This is a genomic window from Dyella sp. Tek66A03 (assembly GCF_052567735.1).
Genome location: NZ_CP199584.1, coordinates 4,550,963 through 4,567,034, shown reverse-complemented (window position 1 = coordinate 4,567,034; position 16,072 = coordinate 4,550,963). Strand labels below are relative to the sequence as shown.

The following is a 16,072-nucleotide window of genomic DNA, read 5'->3' as shown; positions in this document are numbered from 1 at the left end:
CCAGGCCAACAGGGGGCCTAAGTCATGAATCGAATCTATCGTCTTGTATGGAACCGGGCTTTGGGCGTCATGCAGGTGGCCTCCGAGTTTGCGCGCAGCCCGAGTGGCGGCGCGGTGGCGAGCGCTGAAGATCGCGCCCCTGGTTTGCCGATGCGTCCACTGGCTGGTGCGCTGGCGATACTGCTTGGCGCGGGGCTGATGCTTTCGGCGCCAGCCGCGTTCGCCGTGCCGGTGGGTGGCACGTTCACCGTGACGCAGTCTACTGACGACGGCACCGGCACCGTACCGGGCAGCCTGAGCTGGGCCATTGCGCAGAGCAATCTGGCACCCGGCAGCACCATCGACATCCAGCTGGCTTCGGGCGGCACGATCACCGTCACCGGCACGCTGCCGACGGTCGGCGCTCCGACCACGATCGTGAGCCAGGGAGCCGTGACCATCGACGGCGCGCTGAACAGCGCGACGGGAGTTCCCGTAGCGTTCGTTGGCGGCTCGGTGACGCTGGCGGGATCGTCCAACGTACTGCCGAGCGGAGTGCTGCTGGATTCAGTGGCGCTGACGACCAATGCAGGCACCACGGTGCTCGGTCAGGCCGGGGCAGCGGGCATCCCCGGCAATCTCAACCCTGCCGGAAACGGCGCGGATGCGCTTGGCGGCGCTTATTTCACGCTGAATAACGCAGGAAGCATCGCGGGCGGCGCGGGCGGCAATGGCAGCGCAGGCACCAATGGTGTCAATGGTGCCAATGGCGTTGGCGGGGTTGGCGGGGCTGGCGGCGGTGCCGGCGGTGCAAACATGGGTGGCGCGGGCGGCAACGGCGTGAATGCCGGCTACTTCACTCTCACCAACGCCGGCACGATCTCCGGCGGTGCGGGCGGTTCGGGCACCCGGGGTGGCGATGGTGGCAATGGCGGCAACGGCGGCCGGTATCAGAACGGCGGTGCGGGCGCGGGCGCGACCTCGGGTAGCTGGGGTGGCCAGGGTGGCAGCGGCGTTGCAGGCAACAGCTTCACTCTGACAAACACCGGTTCGATCGCTGGCGGCGCGGGTGGTAACGCGGGCAACGGCGGCAACGGCGGCAACGGCGGCAGTTCCTTGCCGTTCTACGGCTTCGGTAGTTTCGTTCCCGGCAACGCAGGCAGCGGTGGCAGCGCCGGCAACGGTGGTGTGGCCGGCAACGGCGGCGCCGGCGCGAGCGGCAACAATTTCCTCTTGACCAACGGTGGCTCGATCACGGGCGGCAACGGCGGCAACGGCGGCAACGGCGGTAACGGCGGCAACGGCGGCATGGCCTATTACGGCGCCGGGGGCGATGGTGGCAAGGGTGGGAACGGTGGCGCCGGCGGCAACGGCGGCGTGGGCGTCATCGGCGCTGGCTTCACGTTGACCAACACGGGCACCGTCACGGGAGGCAACGCAGGCCAGGGCGGTGCCGCGGGCACCGCCGGTTTCGCTGGCGGGCATTACTATTACTACGGCGCCAACGGCAACAACGGCGCCAGTGGTGTGGCTGGCGCGGGCGGTGTCGGTGGCGTGGGCGTGGTTGCCACGGGTAACTCCACCATCATCAACAGCGGCACTATCAGCGGCGGCCTCAATGCCGATGGCTCGCGCGCCGACGCCGTGAACCTTTCTGGTGGCAACAACGATCTCGTGCTCGAAGCCGGTTACCAGTTCATCGGCAACGTGGTCAGCACCAGCGGCAGCGACCTGCTGACGCTCGGCGGCAATACCAATGCCAGCTTCGATGCGACCACGCTGGGCAGTCAGATCCAGGGCTTCAACCAGTTCGCCAAGACCGGCAGCAGCACGTGGACCGTGACCGGCGACAACGTCTTCGTCACTGGCGCGTGGAATGTGGCCGGCGGCGAACTCGACCTGACTGGCAATGCCGCCGACTTCGTCGGTGGGTTCACCATGAGCCAGGGCACCACGCTGTCGGTCGACGGCGCCGGTGTCGGCACGTCGGTGTACGGCGCAAATGGCGCGAATGGCGCGAATGGCGTCAACGCTTCGGGGTGGATCAACGGCGGCGGTGGTGCACCGGGTTCAAACGGTACCGATGGCGTGGCTGGCACGGCGGCAGTCACGGGCACGGGCTTTACGCTTGACAACAGCAACACGGTTGCCGGCGGCAATGGCGGCAATGGCGGCAATGGCGGCGCGGGCAGCGCTGGCTTGAACAGCAACACCAATTACCCCGGCGGCACTCCGGGTGCGGCGGGTAACGGTGGCGCCGGCGGCGCGGGCGTGGGTGGCGCCGGCTTCAACGTGACCAACAACGGCGGCATCTTCGGCGGCCTGGGTGGCACCGGTGGCGTGGGCGGCAACAGCGGCAATGGCGGTGGAGACTGGCTGGGTAACGGCGGCGACACGGGCAGTGGCGCCAACGGCGGCATTGGCGGTGCGGGCGGTTCGGGCATCGGCGGATTCGGTTTCACGTTGACCACCAATCAGCTGGTGGGCGGTGGCACCGGCGGCAATGGCGGCAATGGCGGCAATGGCGGCAATGGCGGCTATTCCTACAACCGTACCGGCGGCGCGGGTGGTAACGGCGGTAGCGGCGGCGCGGGCGGCGCCGGTGGCGCTGGCGTGTCTGGCATCGGCTTCAGCGCGGTCAACAACGGGACGATCTCCGGCGGCCGCGGCGGTGTCGGCGGTTTTGGCGGTCAAGGTGGCGCTGCCGGCACCACGAAATACGGCCAGGTGGGTTCGTCCGGGGTGGCAGGCACGATGGGCGCGGGCGGCCAGGGCGGCGCCGGTGTGTCCGGCACGGGTTTCCAACTCACGAATAACGGCGACATCCTGGGTGGCAATGGCGGCGTGGGTTCCACCGCGGGCGCTGGCGGCGCTGGCGTGGTGTCGACAGGCAACTCCACCATCGTCAACAACGGCGCCATCTTGGGCGGCATGAGCGGCGATGGCCTCACGCCGGCCGACGCCATCGACTTCTCGGGCGGCAACAACCGTCTCGTGCTTACCGCCAACTCGCTCATTGTGGGCAACGTGGTCAGTACGAGCGGCACGTTCAATGGCGGCGACACGCTGGAACTGGGCGGCGACACCAATGCCACGCTTACGGGTTCGCTGAGCGATCTCAATAACCCATTCTTCCAGGGCCAGTACCAGGGCTTCAGCAACTTCGTGAAGTCCGGTGCCAGCACCTGGACGCTGGCGAGCGCGTCCATCGTCACCGGCAACTGGCTGGTCAGTGGTGGTGAATTGGACCTGGCGGGCAACACCAGCGTGTTCACCGGCGAGTTCACGCTGGACAACCACACCACGATGGTCGTGGGTGCCGGCGGCGCCTATCTGCACGTGACGGGTGCGCAGGGCGCCAACGGCATGGGCGGCGCGTGGGGCTACGGCACCACGGCAGCCGGCAATGGCTCCATGGGCATGGGCGGCGGCACGGCGGTGACCGGTTACGGGTTCACGTTGACCAACAATGCGCAGATCACCGGTGGTACCGGCGGCTTCGGCGGTTACGGCGGCAACGGTGCTACGGGAGCCAGCTCGGGTAGCAGTGCGCCGGCAGCGAATGGCTACGCCGGCGGCGCGGGCGGCCAGGGCGGTAACGGCGGTGCGGCGGTGACGGGCAATGGTTTCACGCTGACCAATAACCTGGGCATCAACGGTGGCATGGGCGGCTTTGGTGGCAACGGCGGTTTTGGCGGTTTCGCCGGTAGCAATTACAGCGCAAGCGCTGCCACGCCGGGCAGCGGCGGCACAGGTGGTGCGGGTGGCACGGGCGGCGCCGGTGGCAATGGCGGCGATGCCATTGCTGGCAGCAGCATCGGTGCGGGTTTCACCGTAACCAATATGCAGGGCGCGTACATCACCGGCGGCAACGGCGGCCTGGGTGGCTATGGCGCCAACGGTAGTAGCGGCGGCCTTTCGCTCGGCGGCACCGGTGGCGCGGGCGGCATCGGCGGTACCGGCGGCGCGGGCGGCCATGGCGGCAACGGCCTATCTGGATCGAGCTTCACCCTGACCAACGACGGCACGGTGATGGGTGGCCTTGCTGGCACCGGTGGCGCGGGCGGCAACGGCGGCACCGGTGGTATCGGCAACGTGATGACCGCCTCCTACGCTGGCGTCACGGGCTACGCCACGATCGCTGGTGCGGGCAATGGTGGCGTGGGTGGTGCGGGCGGCACGGGTGGCACGGGCATCATTGGCGACCATGGCACGGTGACCAATACCGGGTCGATCTATGGCGGCCAGGGCGGCAGCGGCGGCCAGGGTGGCGCGGGAGCAACGGGCAATTACGCCGCAGGGGGATTCTTCAGTTCCGTTTTGGGTGACTCCTTCAACGGCGGCCTGGGCGGCGCCGGTGGTCAGGGCGGCGCAGGCGGAGCCGGTGGCGCAGGCGTCAGCGGCAGCAACATGGGCGTGACCAACACCGGTGGTCTGATGGGTGGCAATGGCGGCCAGGGTGGCGTCGGCGGCTTCGGCGGCTATGGCGGCGACACGACGATCGGCAGCGCCAACGCGGGCGGTGTCGCCGGTATCGGCGGCGCAGGCGGCATGGGCGGTACGGGCGGCGCCGGTGGCGCTGCGATGACCGGCAGCAACTTCCAGCTGACCAATAGCAACTGGGTAGCGGGCGGCACGGGTGGCACCGGTGGACAGGGTGGCCAGGGCGGTTCCGGCGGCTCGTCTTTCGGCGGCACCGCGGGCAATGCCGGCACCGGCGGCATGGGCGGAACGGGTGGCGCCGGCGGCGCCGCCGTGAGCGGTTACCAGTTCACCGTCAACAATGCCGGCTACATCTATGGCGGTAACGGCGGTACCGGTGGCCAGGGTGGCAACCAGTCGTTTATGGCGGGCAGTACCTACAACGGCACGCCGGGAATGGGTGGCTCGGGTGGCGCGGGCGGCATCGGCGGCGCGGGCGGCGCGGGCATCAGCGGCAGCAATTTCTCCGTGGGCAATAGCGGCTATATCTCCGGTGGTAACGGCGGTAGAGGTGGCTACGGCGGCAGCGGTTCCCTGGGTGGTTCCGGTTACAACACGGCGGGCATCGGCGGTAACGGTGGCGCGGGTGGTACCGGTGGCGTGGGGGGTGCCGGCGTTAGCGGCTCCGACTTCCATGTGGTCAACAACGGCTACATCACGGCCGGCAGCGGCGGCAACGGCGGCGCAGGTGGCAACGGTGGGCTCGGCGGCACCTCGTACCAAGGCACCAACGCGACCAGCGGCAACGGCGGCGGCGGTGGCGCGGGCGGCAACGGTGGCGTCGGTGTCACAGGTAGCGGTTTCACACTGAACAACAAGGGCACGATCGCTGGCGGTATCGCTGGCGCGGGTGGTAACGGCGGCCAGGCAGCCGGGCCGCAGACCGGAGGTTATGGCGGTGCCGCCCCGGGCTTGCCCGGTATCCAGGGCAACGGTGGCATCGGTGGCGTAGGTGGCGCTGGTGTCAGCGGCACCGGCTTCAACCTGACCAACAGCGGTTCGATCACCGCCGGCAGGGGTGGCTACGGTGGCGGTGGCGCGAACAAGTACGCCTCCGGCAGTGTGTGGGGAAGCGGCGGCGCGGGCGGCGCGGGTGGCGTCGGTGTCAGCGGCACCGGCTTCACCGCAACCAATACCGGTTCCATCACTGGCGGTAAAGGCGGTGGCGGCGGTGCGACTAAGTATGTGGGGGGCTCCTCGTCCACGGTGGGAGCGGGAGGCGCCGGTGGCGCGGGCGTCAGTGGCTCGGGCTTCACCTTGGTCAATGCGAGCACCGGCACGATCACCGGCGGCAACGGTGGTAACGCCGGTCCCGCGCTCGGCTCAGGAGCGCCTGTCACAGGGGGCGCCGGCGGCGTCGGCTTGGTGTCGACCGGTGGCTCGACGGTGGACAACGCAGGTGTCATCACCGGCGGCGTGGGCGTCAATGCCGTGCAGGCCGATGCGGTCGACTTCAGTGGCGGCGGCAACAACCTGATCGTCGAGGCCGGAGCCAAGTTCGTCGGCAACGTGGTGAGTACTAGCGGCAGCACCAATGGCGGCGACACGCTCACCTTGGGCGGAAGCACCAATGCAACCTTCGACCTGGGCACCACCGGTGCCGTCGGTAGCAGCGCGCAATATCAGGGCTTCTCGACGTTCGGCAAGTCGGGCACCAGCACGTGGACGCTCACCGGTACCGGCAACGCCAGTCAGTCGTGGACGATCAGCGGCGGTACGCTGGTGGGCAACTCGACCAGCGTGGTGGGCAACGTGACCTTCGCACCGGCGTCAGGTGCCAGCGCGAACCTCACGTTCGATCAGACGGCCAACGGTGTTTACAACGGCGTGATCTCCGGCAACGGCTCGTTGACCAAGATAGGTAGTGGCACGCTGACCCTGACGGGCAACAACACGTACACCGGCGTCACCACGATCACCGGCGGCTTGCTGCAGGTGAGCAGTGACGGCGTAACCGGCATGGTCAGCGGCAACGTGGTGAACGGTGGTGCATTGGCTTTCAATCGCGCTGACACCATCAACTACAACGCCGTGATCAGCGGCACCGGCAGCGTGTCGCAGATCGGCACCGGCACGTTGGTGTTGAACGCTGTGGAGACGTACACGGGTGGCACCACAGTGCGGGCAGGTACGCTGGAAATCGGCGATGCGTCGCACAGCACGGCATCCGTACAGAATGACGTCGACGTCGACAACGGCGGCACGTTGCGCGGCCACGGCACGATCATCGGTAACGTGGTGAGCGACGGCACGGTGTGGCCGGGCGGTTCGCTCGGTGTACTGACCATCAACGGCAACTACACGCAAAATGCCGACGCTACGTTGCAGATCGACGTGACGCCGACGGAAGCCTCGCAGTTGTTCGTGAAGGGCAACGCTACGCTGGGCGGCACGCTGAGCCTGATCTACGCACCGGGTACCTACAACAGCACGACGTACACGTTGGTGCAGGCCAATGCACTGACGGGCACGTTCGCCAGCACCACATCCAGTGGTTCGGTGCCCACGGCGCTGGCGCCAACGGTGTCGTACACGGCGACGCAAGCCGACCTTGTGCTTGGTACGCCCACGTCGACCAATCCGACCAATCCGACCAATCCGACCAATCCGACCAATCCCAGCAACCCGGGCAATCCGACGGCACCCACGGTAGTGGCACCGAAGGATGGCGCGCTTTATGCCAACTTCATGCGCTCGGCCAACTTGATCGGTCAGCAGTCAATGACGACCGTGCTCGGTGCGACCCTGCGTCCGGCGGAAGGTACCTGCGGCAGCAACGACGGCGCAACGCACACCAATACAGTGACGTCGTCGTGCAACAACGGCGTATGGGCGCAGTACAGCGGCAGCAGCAATGAGCTGAACGGCAGCAATGGCCTCAACAGCACCACGTTTGGTCTGCAGGCCGGCGGTGACATGGCCTTAGGCGAGCTGGTGCACGTTGGCCTGGAAGCCGGTGTGGATCGAATCACCGGCAACGACCGCAATGGCGGCAACGGTCACGTCGACAACGTGCATGGTGGCGTCTATGCGTTCGCCAATGCGGGTCCGGTGGTGTTGTCGGGCATGGTCGACGAAGCGCATGGCAGCTATCGCCTGTCGCGTCCGTCGGGCATCGGACAGGCGACGAGCAGTCCGAATGGCGACACCACGGCGGCAGCGCTGCAGGCCGCGTGGCCGATTGCGCTCGCGCAGTGGCAGGTAACGCCGGCCGTGGGGGCGCTGTATCAGCACCAGCGTCTGGACGGCTTCAGCGAAACGGTGAACAGCACCAGTCCGCTGGCGTCGGCATTCGCGCTCGAAGGCATGCGCACCACCTACACCAGCATGCAGCCGTACGCGAACGTGTCGTTCACCCGTCCGTTCATGGCCGGTGGCATCAGCTATATCCCGCAGTTCGACGTGGGCTATCGCTATGACACGCGCAACGGCAACGGCCCGATCGTGAACGTGATCAGCCAGGACGGTACGCCGTTCGCGCTGCGTGGCAACGCGATGGGTCGTGGCATGACCACGGTGGGTGCACGCATCACCGCCCAGGAAGGCGCATCGTGGATTCTGTACCTGGATTACCAGGGCCAGTTCGCCAGCCACCTCAATGACAACGCATTGAGCGTGGGCTTCACCAAGCATTTCTAAGCAGTACCCGGACAAAGGCCGGTTGCGTCGACATACTCCCGTTTGTCGCGCATCCGGCCTTTGCCGTTTTGGCGATGAAGCCGGCCGTGGCACGCTGTGGGCGTGACATGGCCACGATATCCACGGCCGCGTCATCGACGCAGCCTCACTGTATGCGCGAGATGCCTTCATGAGCGAAACGAACAACGACGCCCATGGCGCTCAGCGCCGCTTTCTGGTGCGCTGGGTTTTCGGCGCCATCACCGACGCCATGCGTCGGCAGATCGTGGCCTTCTGGCTGCGCGAAGGCGCGCTGGCCAGTGCTGACGAGGCGTGGCGCCGCTCATTCGAAGTCGCAAGCATTCTTCAGGATGCGTCGAACGGCGAAATCGCCGGCGTGTGCACGGTTGCCATCGCGCTGGACGAGCAGCACCGCAGTTATGGTTTTGTGCGGATTTTCGTCGGCTCGGCAAACCGGCATCCCGGTTTCAACGTGCGCATGATGCAGCGAATGATCGAAGGCTTCGAGGCACTCATAGGTGATGCCGGTGCTCCGCAGCGTTTACTGGCCACCATCGAAAACAAAAAGCTCGAGCGTCGCGGAGGACTTCGTCTGCTCGCCAGCGTCGGCTTCGAACCTGTCGGCCGGACAGCGCAGGGCGAGCTGTTGATTCAGCGTCGACTGGGTATCTGACACACACGTAGGCGTTTATCGAGTGCGATGCGTGCTTGTCTAGAGCAGGGCGATTAGCCCTGGTTATCGCGGGTATGCATAGGTGCGACAGCCAGGAAGAAGGTTGCCTTCATAACCTCTCTCCTAGCTTCTGTGGGACGCGCATGAGGTGCGACTTCAGCCAGTCGTTGCAACACACGGCAGAGATAAGAGGACCGAACTGAGCCCGAGCGCAACGTTTGTCTGGTTCACGCCGAAGCGCCACCTGCCGCCGATATCCCGACGGGGCGACCTGCAATACCTTGCAGATCGGCTCGACCCCGAAGGTAGCCCGATGCTTGTCGATAAAGTCGTTCAGGACTTGAGTCGGCGGTCGAGCTCCGCCTGGGCGAAAAACGCGCTCGCCAGCTTCAAGATCTCGTTGGCCCGACGCAGCTCTTTGACCTCTCGCTCAAGGTCCTTGACGCGCTGCGCCTCGAAGGTCGTGACGCCTTCGCGCACGCCCGTATCGACCTCGACGCGGTTGACCCACTCCAGCAGCGTTTGCGGTACACAGCCGATCTTCGGTGCAATCGCCTCGACCGCCGCCCATAGTGACGGGGTACTCCCCACGGTGCTCTCGCACCATCCTCACTGCGCGCTCGCGAACTTCGGGCGAAAATTTGTTCGACTTGTTCATGGCTTCATCTTCTCAAGAGTTGAAGCCTCCACGAAACCCGGGGCGGTTCAGAATGACGACCTCCTCATCAGGCTATCCGGTGCGGGCAGGTCGAGCCGAGGTTCCGCCGTTCTCTGGATCGGGCGTGTACCAAGGGGTGGGGGCACTGGGCTCTATAATTTGCAGCGCACGCCTCAGTAGCGGATCTGCCGCTGCCACCGGCCCTTCGGCCATTACACAGCGGTCAGGGCGCACTAAGGCGATCCAGCCTATCGGAGCAAGTTCCGAAGACACGTTTGTGTCCATGGCCTCCAGGCGCCGCTCGGTTGGCGCCAGATCTTGTCCGTGCTCTGAGGAACACCACTGCCACACCTTGCCGCCAAGACGGCCCCAGTGTTCGAGTTGCGCGGAGTCGAGGTGCTTTGTCGGATCCACGCCAAAGCCGATGAGTGACCAATGCAACCCGAGCATATCGTCACTGAGCTGGGGCGTAACCTGATCGCCTTTGCGCACCCGGCCCTGAGGGAACATCGAGCCGGCGAGGAGCTTGCGCGTCTTTCGCTCGCCCCAGAAGAGTCCTCTGTCGAACACTTGGGGTGGCTTGATCTCTAGATCGTCAAAAATCGCACGGCCGGCAGGCAACAGACGTAGCGCGCGAATCAGTCCGTGGACGGCGAACGCAGCAGCGCGATTGCTTGGCATCACCAGCCTGCCGAGGAAGCGGGCAAGATTAATGATCTTGCGTGCGTGCGGGCGACGCTCCTGGTCGTGGCTGTCGAGCGCCTGCTCGCGGATACGACCCTGCACGACGCCTGCGAGTTTCCGCGCTAGGTTCGCCGCGTCGCGTAGTCCGGCAACCAGCCCCTGGCCTACGAAAGGGGGCGTGACGTGCGCCGAGTCGCCCACGAGGAAGCAGCGGCCTTTCGAGAAACGACGGGCCTCGCGAGCATGGAGCGATAGACCGCGGTACGCTCGATGCGGATGTCGCTCGTCCCGCACCAGGGCGCGAGTAACGCACGCACTCTCTCTGGCTGTTTCATATCGCTGGCCTGCTCGCCAGGACGGAGCATGAATTCCCAGCGCTGTCTGCCGCCAGGTGCCACCATGTGCGGTGTTGGTCGACGCGGATCGCAGAGGAACTCCACATGATCGATCGGCGTTGGCACATCCACAGCATCGACGATCAGCCAGTCTTGGCCAAAAGTGCGACCTTCGAAGTCCATGTCCAGCGTGCGACGCACGAGCGAGCTTGCGCCATCAGCACCGACGAGGTACCTGGCCCGGACCTGGCGCAGCGCATCACCCCCTTGAGGGTGGCTTGCACGTGGCTTCCTTCGTAGACGAAGCCATCCAGCGTCACCCCCAGCTGGATTTCCACGCTGGAATAATTGGCGAGCCGGCGCCGCAGGGCAGCTTCCAGTTCCGGTTGGCAGAAGGTCACCAGCATCGGATGGCCATCGATCGTTCGCGCCGTGTCGGCACCAAGTTCGAACAGCTCGATCTCCTGGTACGGCAGACGAAGGCCCACGGTGCCGAGTTTGCGCTGGCCCTCAGGCGGATTGACAGTCGAAGCACAGCTGCCCTCGGTCAGGCCATAGCCTTCGTGCAGGCGCGCGCCGGTGAGTCGTTCGAAGTCGATGGCCACCTGGCGCGGCAGCACTTACACCGGCCGGCTACGAATATTCCGACCCAAACATCCGATGTTCGCCGCTTTGGCTTCGAACCGGCCGGTGCGCTTGAGCTCCTTAACGAATACTCATGGCTTGCCGAGTGATCGGCTCTCTATATTGGCTTCGCCGAGCTTGAGCACGCAGGTCTCGCATCGTGAGCACGCCACGAGCTGACGCATGAGCACTCATCGGGATGACGATTTAACCGCCTTCATCGGCTTGGACTGGGCGGATGCGAAGCACGACTTCTGCTTGCAGCCGGTGGGCGGTGAGGCGCGCGAATTTGGCACAATTGCCCATCGACCCGACGCCATCGATGCTTGGGCGCGTGCATTGCATCAACGCTTTGATGGACGGATCACCATCGCCCTGGAGCTGGCCAAGGGGCCGGTGGTGTATGCGCTGCAGAAGTACGATTTTATCGTGTCGTTTCCGATCGAACCGGGCTTGCTGGCTAAGCATAGGCCAACCGCGGACAGACAGGCGACTCGCTATATGCAGGTCGTCCCAACCACCTCGTTGGGACGCCTTGTCTCTCTCCGGCTATGCCGTGCTATCCGCTGGCTAGGGCAAACGGTCAGCCGTGGGGTTGGCTCACCTGCGCCATCACCGCGTCCAGATTGAAAGAAGCAGGCTTCTGACGCGGCGGAAACTTCACGAAACTGTCGAGCTGCTCTGCAACGTACGCTTGCATCAGGTACATCTGCGGAATGTGGTCGACCATCCAATCCCAGTAGGTGTTGGAGTTGAAATCGGCCCGCTCGAACGGATCGCGACGGAGGCTCGTTATATACGGCACACGGAGTTTTACGAAGGGCTCGGCCCACTGATCCATTTTGGTCGCGCGCTGCACCGCCAAATTGAACTTCCAGTCGTCAACCCGTACAGCTATGACGTCTCCGTCGTCGCTGAAGTACATGATCGCGTGTCTTGGACTTTCCTTCACCTGTCCGGTTACGTACGGAATCATGTTGTAGCCATCGAGGTGCACCTTGAAGGTTTTTTCGCCGGCTTTGTAACCGTTCAAAAGCTTCTTGGTGATGTTCTCATCGCCAGCGACAGCGACGAAGGTCGGCAGCATGTCGATGTGGGAGACTATGCCGTTTAGGACCGATCCGGCCTTGATCTTTCCCGGCCAGCGGAGGAAACATGGCACGCGCCAACCGCCCTCCCAGTTTGTGTCCTTCTGGCCGCGGAACGGTGTATTGGCGGCATCAGGCCAGGTGTCGTTCTCCGGGCCGTTGTCGGTGGAGTACATGACGATCGTGTTGTCGGCAATGCCAAGCTCATCGAGCTTGTCGAGCATCATTCCAATCTGCTCGTCGTGGACGACCATTCGATCGCTGTACGGATCCTGCCCGCTCTTGCCCAGATTCTTCTCGGCGACATGGGTGCGGAAGTGCATGGCCGTCGCGTTGTACCAGAGGAAGAAAGGCTTGCCCGCCTTGGCCTGAGTCTCCATCCACTTCAGAGCCCGATCGGTGATCTCCTCGTCGATGGTTTCCATGCGCTTCTTGGTCAGCGGGCCGGTGTCCTTGATCGTCTGGCCGCCCTTGCCATCTGCCGTGCAGTGGAGCACGCCACGGGGGCCGAACTGCTTCTTGAACTTAGGGTCCTTCGGGTAATCCGGCAATTCCGGTTCTTCTTCAGCGTTGAGATGATAGAGATTGCCAAAGAACTCGTCGAACCCGTGCACGGTCGGCAGGAACTCATCGCGGTCCCCGAGATGATTCTTGCCGAATTGCCCCGTGACGTAGCCCAGTGGCTTGAGCATTTCGGCGATGGTCGGGTCTTCCTTCTGGAGCCCCACGGTCGCGCCAGGCATGCCGACCTTGGTCAGGCCCGTGCGGATCGGGTTCTGGCCGCATATGAAGCACGCACGGCCGGCGGTACAGCTCTGCTGGGCGTAGTAATCGGTGAAGGTCACGCCTTCTTCTGCGACGCGATCGATGTTCGGCGTACGGTATCCCATCATGCCTCGACTGAAATGGCTGATGTTCCATATCCCGATGTCATCCCCCCAGAGGACGAGGATGTTGGGCTGCTTCTTCTCTGCCATGATCGACTCCTTGGTGATTCCTGATTGCCTGTCGGTTCGGCCTTGTCAAAGCCTCAAGACGCAGCCGCTCTTGGATTCATAATCGCTAGTCATGGTGTAGACGCGCCGGGCTCCTCAAGAAGCGAGCAGCGCCTAGGACGAGAGCGACTCAGCGAAGTCTGATCGCAGCCCCGTGAAGAACAGGCGCATGAGTTTGTTCACATGCCGCTTGAAGTGGTCAAGCAACGTTCACGCCAGCCGGCACCGAACTGGCTTGTCGCAGTTTCGGCACGGGGTGTTGGTCGCTGTCAGCGCGAGAGATCGAACATAATCTGGTCGTACCACCAAAGCCGCTCAAATAATGCGCTGGTGATTTTGCGGTCAGCGCGATCACCGGCGATCTCTGCGATCGTTCGGTGCCCATCGATGGCGTCGAAGAGTTGCTTCTCCTGCTTGTTGATCGGCAGGACCAAGTCGGTGAACGTGTGGGTCCGGTTGATCAACGCCGCCGCTGCGCCGGCAGGAAGTTGCTCCTGAACGCAGATAGTGTCCGGCAGCCGAATCGGCACGTAATCAAGCCAGGCGTCACCGCCAAAACTGATCGGTTGTGCGCTACCTGGGTAGTCGTCCCGGTACACGATGAAACTGTGGCGTATCATGGTTCCCCTGAACAGCTCGATGGCGGCGAACTGCTCGGCCGGGGAAAGTTGTTGAAGGCGGGCGATCTGCGGGATTTGTGCGATGGCACCGCAATGAGTGGCGTAGGGTGCCTGTCGTGCCCAGCGGCCGAACGTCAGTCCGGCAAGCGAGAGCAGATCGAAGATCTCAGGTACTGAATATGCCTGATCCTGTGGGTGTAGAAGCGCGTCAGCAAGCGCCGCCTCCTCACGGAAGTCAGGTGCCTGGCGCAGAAGGTTTTCCAGCGGATGGCCGCGGGGCAGCATCGTGAGCGCAACGATGAGATTTCGAATCTCTTCATCCGTAGCCTGGATGCCGACCCGTCTGCAGAACTCCTGCAACATGTAGATGCCGACCCGACCGTAGGGCGCATAGACCATGAGCTGCATGGCGCCGTCTGGTTTGAGCACGCGACGCAGCGCCGCGAGGCCCTCAGCGGGGTCCGGAAGGTGGTGCAGTACGCCAGTGCAGACGATTCGATCAAAGTCGATCTTCAATTCATCCACGTGCTCAATGTCGAGCTTGTGGACTTCAAGATTGTCGAGCTTGTGTCTGCGCTTGAGTTGCTGAGTGCTGCGAACACTCGTCGCGCTGAAGTCGATGCCAACCACGTGAGCCTCAGGCCAGCGCATCGCATGTTTGGCGGCCTGGGAGGTCCCGCATCCTGCGATAAGAATCGTGTGATCTTCTTTAAGCGGCCTGGCAGGCCAGTACAGATGATATTCCGCGCGACGCCTTTGTCGGTCCTGCCAAAGGAGCCGATACTCCTCGAGGCTCTCGATCGGCCTTGGATAGGGATACCGCTCATAGAAATCGGCAACTTCCATTGGCATACCCGCGTGGCGGATGGTGCGATGCTTAACGGCCCGTCTTTTCGCCGACCGTTCGAAGGGGCATACGGAGGTTCGGCGTAGCCCAAAGTACACCGTTTTGGGAATTCCGCTGAAGCCGTCCTGGCCCCCAACCGCCTGCCGATGTCGTCGGATGGTTCGATCTACCGATTTGAAGCTTGACGGGCGACGGGTCGCGTCAGCTATTACAATTTTAGGCAGGCCGACCAACCCGCAAGCAACGACATGGATGATGTTGCTCTGATGGACCTCGTGCAAAGCCACGACGGAAAGATCGGAGCCGCGAGGAGGCAGCGGGCTTGTAGCAAGTGGCTACTTCTCAATCGGTCTTCCTCCGCTCCGCTTAATTTCCGGGGGAAACGTCAGATCTACCAAAAAGACTTGATGATCAACCCCACCTCATCCACGTTGGCGGATGCCGAGTGACTATCGTTCTGGCGGGTTAGGTATGGCTCGATGCGCCAATGGTGCGAAAGACCGATCTCGGCCCCGGCTTGGTATATCTGCCGGTTCCAGGACTTGTAGCGCGTGTCGTAGAGCGTCTCGGCCCGGATATAGGGCACGACCGTCCTGCCGCTGCTTAGGGTGATCTCCTGCTGGACGCCTAAGCGATATCGATAGCGCCTGGAGAACGTGCTACCAATCTCGCGAAAGTCGACGCGTGCCCGGCTCACGAGCCAGAGATGGAGCGCTTGCGATAAGGGCGCCTGGACTGTCATCTCCACCAGGGCCCTCCGTTCGGACGGGCCTGGCTCCTGGTTGTCAGGGCTGCCAAATGTTTCATAACCGATGCGCATCCACAGATAGCGATCACGCTCCCAGTCAGCTTCACGCAAGCTCTTTCGGAGGAGCGGTGTAAGTGTGATGTCAAGGTGAACCCCGCCCTCGGTCTGAGTGACGCCGCCCGGATTGGCCGACGTGACCTGCACGTTCATATACAGGCGCATTACGTCGGTCATCTTCACGTATACCTGGGCCTCGGGAATGAGGTCGAGTTGCCTGGCGTCCACCCTGGAGGGCAATGACAAGGCGGCGATGGCACAAGCTGCAGGCAGCAGGTGCGTGCAACTCAGCCAGGTATGCGCGCAAAAAGAGTCTGGTTTGAGCTCGTTGTGGAGCCTGTTCGGTGACATGCCGCCGTAATCTCCGCCAAGTTGAAGATGATTGGCCAACGAGCGACGTTGGGGATCTACGTTGCGAAGGCAAGGCGCGGAACGAACGGAGTCTCGCTCTTTCGAGCGGCCAGCGCCTTAGTAGATTTACTGACGCGCAACTGGGCAGTGTTCGTTGGGGGCGGGGTAAGCTCCATCATATGCAAGGCCTGCCTTAAGCCTTACATTTGGGCAACATCGGGCTGACGTATCGCGGCGTCCAATTCCATCAAAGTGGCTGCAACAATTTTCTCCGCAAGGTCAGACTTTGCGG

Annotated in this window: 7 protein-coding genes, 2 pseudogenes and 1 other annotated feature; of the genes and pseudogenes, 3 read left to right on the top strand and 6 right to left on the bottom strand. The window is 63.8% G+C overall.

The genetic code is table 11. The annotated features are described in order from the left end of the window. Positions 1 to 24 precede the first annotated feature (24 nt). Positions 25 to 8,100, top strand: coding sequence for an ESPR-type extended signal peptide-containing protein (locus ACT01B_RS20195; protein WP_445144988.1), 8,076 nt, complete (start codon positions 25 to 27; stop codon positions 8,098 to 8,100). 169 nt (positions 8,101 to 8,269) lie between these two features. Further along, positions 8,270 to 8,773 carry a hypothetical protein gene (locus tag ACT01B_RS20190; protein ID WP_445144987.1) on the top strand — a complete coding sequence of 168 codons (504 nt, stop codon included), beginning with the start codon at positions 8,270 to 8,272 and terminating at the stop codon, positions 8,771 to 8,773. 199 nt (positions 8,774 to 8,972) lie between these two features. Here the strand turns inward: ACT01B_RS20190 and ACT01B_RS20185 are convergent. The 3 genes and pseudogenes from ACT01B_RS20185 to ACT01B_RS20175 form a co-directional block, all read right to left on the bottom strand. After that, positions 8,973 to 9,431: pseudogene (locus ACT01B_RS20185) on the bottom strand (transposase); the annotation flags it as partial. Further along, positions 9,036 to 9,152: a sequence feature (AL1L pseudoknot), on the bottom strand. Its footprint overlaps the pseudogene before it by 117 nt. Positions 9,432 to 9,503: 72 nt before the next feature. Continuing rightward, a pseudogene (locus ACT01B_RS20180) lies at positions 9,504 to 10,651 on the bottom strand (FAD-dependent monooxygenase). Next, a complete protein-coding gene (locus ACT01B_RS20175) occupies positions 10,594 to 11,070 on the bottom strand; it encodes a hypothetical protein (protein WP_445144986.1) in 477 nt (158 codons plus the stop codon). Before ACT01B_RS20175 ends, ACT01B_RS20180 begins: the two are co-directional and overlap by 58 nt. Positions 11,071 to 11,257: 187 nt before the next feature. Here ACT01B_RS20175 and ACT01B_RS20170 point away from each other — a divergent pair, with 187 nt between their 5' ends. Continuing rightward, complete coding sequence (locus ACT01B_RS20170) at positions 11,258 to 11,704, top strand: hypothetical protein (protein ID WP_445144985.1); 447 nt, start codon at positions 11,258 to 11,260, stop codon at positions 11,702 to 11,704. On the opposite strand, the gene ACT01B_RS20165 is transcribed toward ACT01B_RS20170, so the two are convergent. The 3 genes from ACT01B_RS20165 to ACT01B_RS20155 form a co-directional block, all read right to left on the bottom strand. Continuing rightward, positions 11,658 to 13,139 carry an arylsulfatase gene (locus ACT01B_RS20165; RefSeq protein WP_445144984.1) on the bottom strand — a complete coding sequence of 494 codons (1,482 nt, stop codon included), beginning with the start codon at positions 13,137 to 13,139 and terminating at the stop codon, positions 11,658 to 11,660. The genes ACT01B_RS20170 and ACT01B_RS20165 overlap by 47 nt on opposite strands. A 287-nt stretch (positions 13,140 to 13,426) precedes the next feature. Then, entirely contained in the window at positions 13,427 to 14,623 is a 1,197-nt protein-coding gene (locus tag ACT01B_RS20160; RefSeq protein ID WP_445144983.1) for a methyltransferase domain-containing protein, read from the bottom strand. Between the two features lie 392 nt (positions 14,624 to 15,015). Further along, positions 15,016 to 15,780 (bottom strand): DUF2490 domain-containing protein, encoded by a 765-nt coding sequence (locus ACT01B_RS20155; RefSeq protein ID WP_445144982.1) that lies wholly within the window; start codon positions 15,778 to 15,780, stop codon positions 15,016 to 15,018. Positions 15,781 to 16,072: the final 292 nt, after the last annotated feature.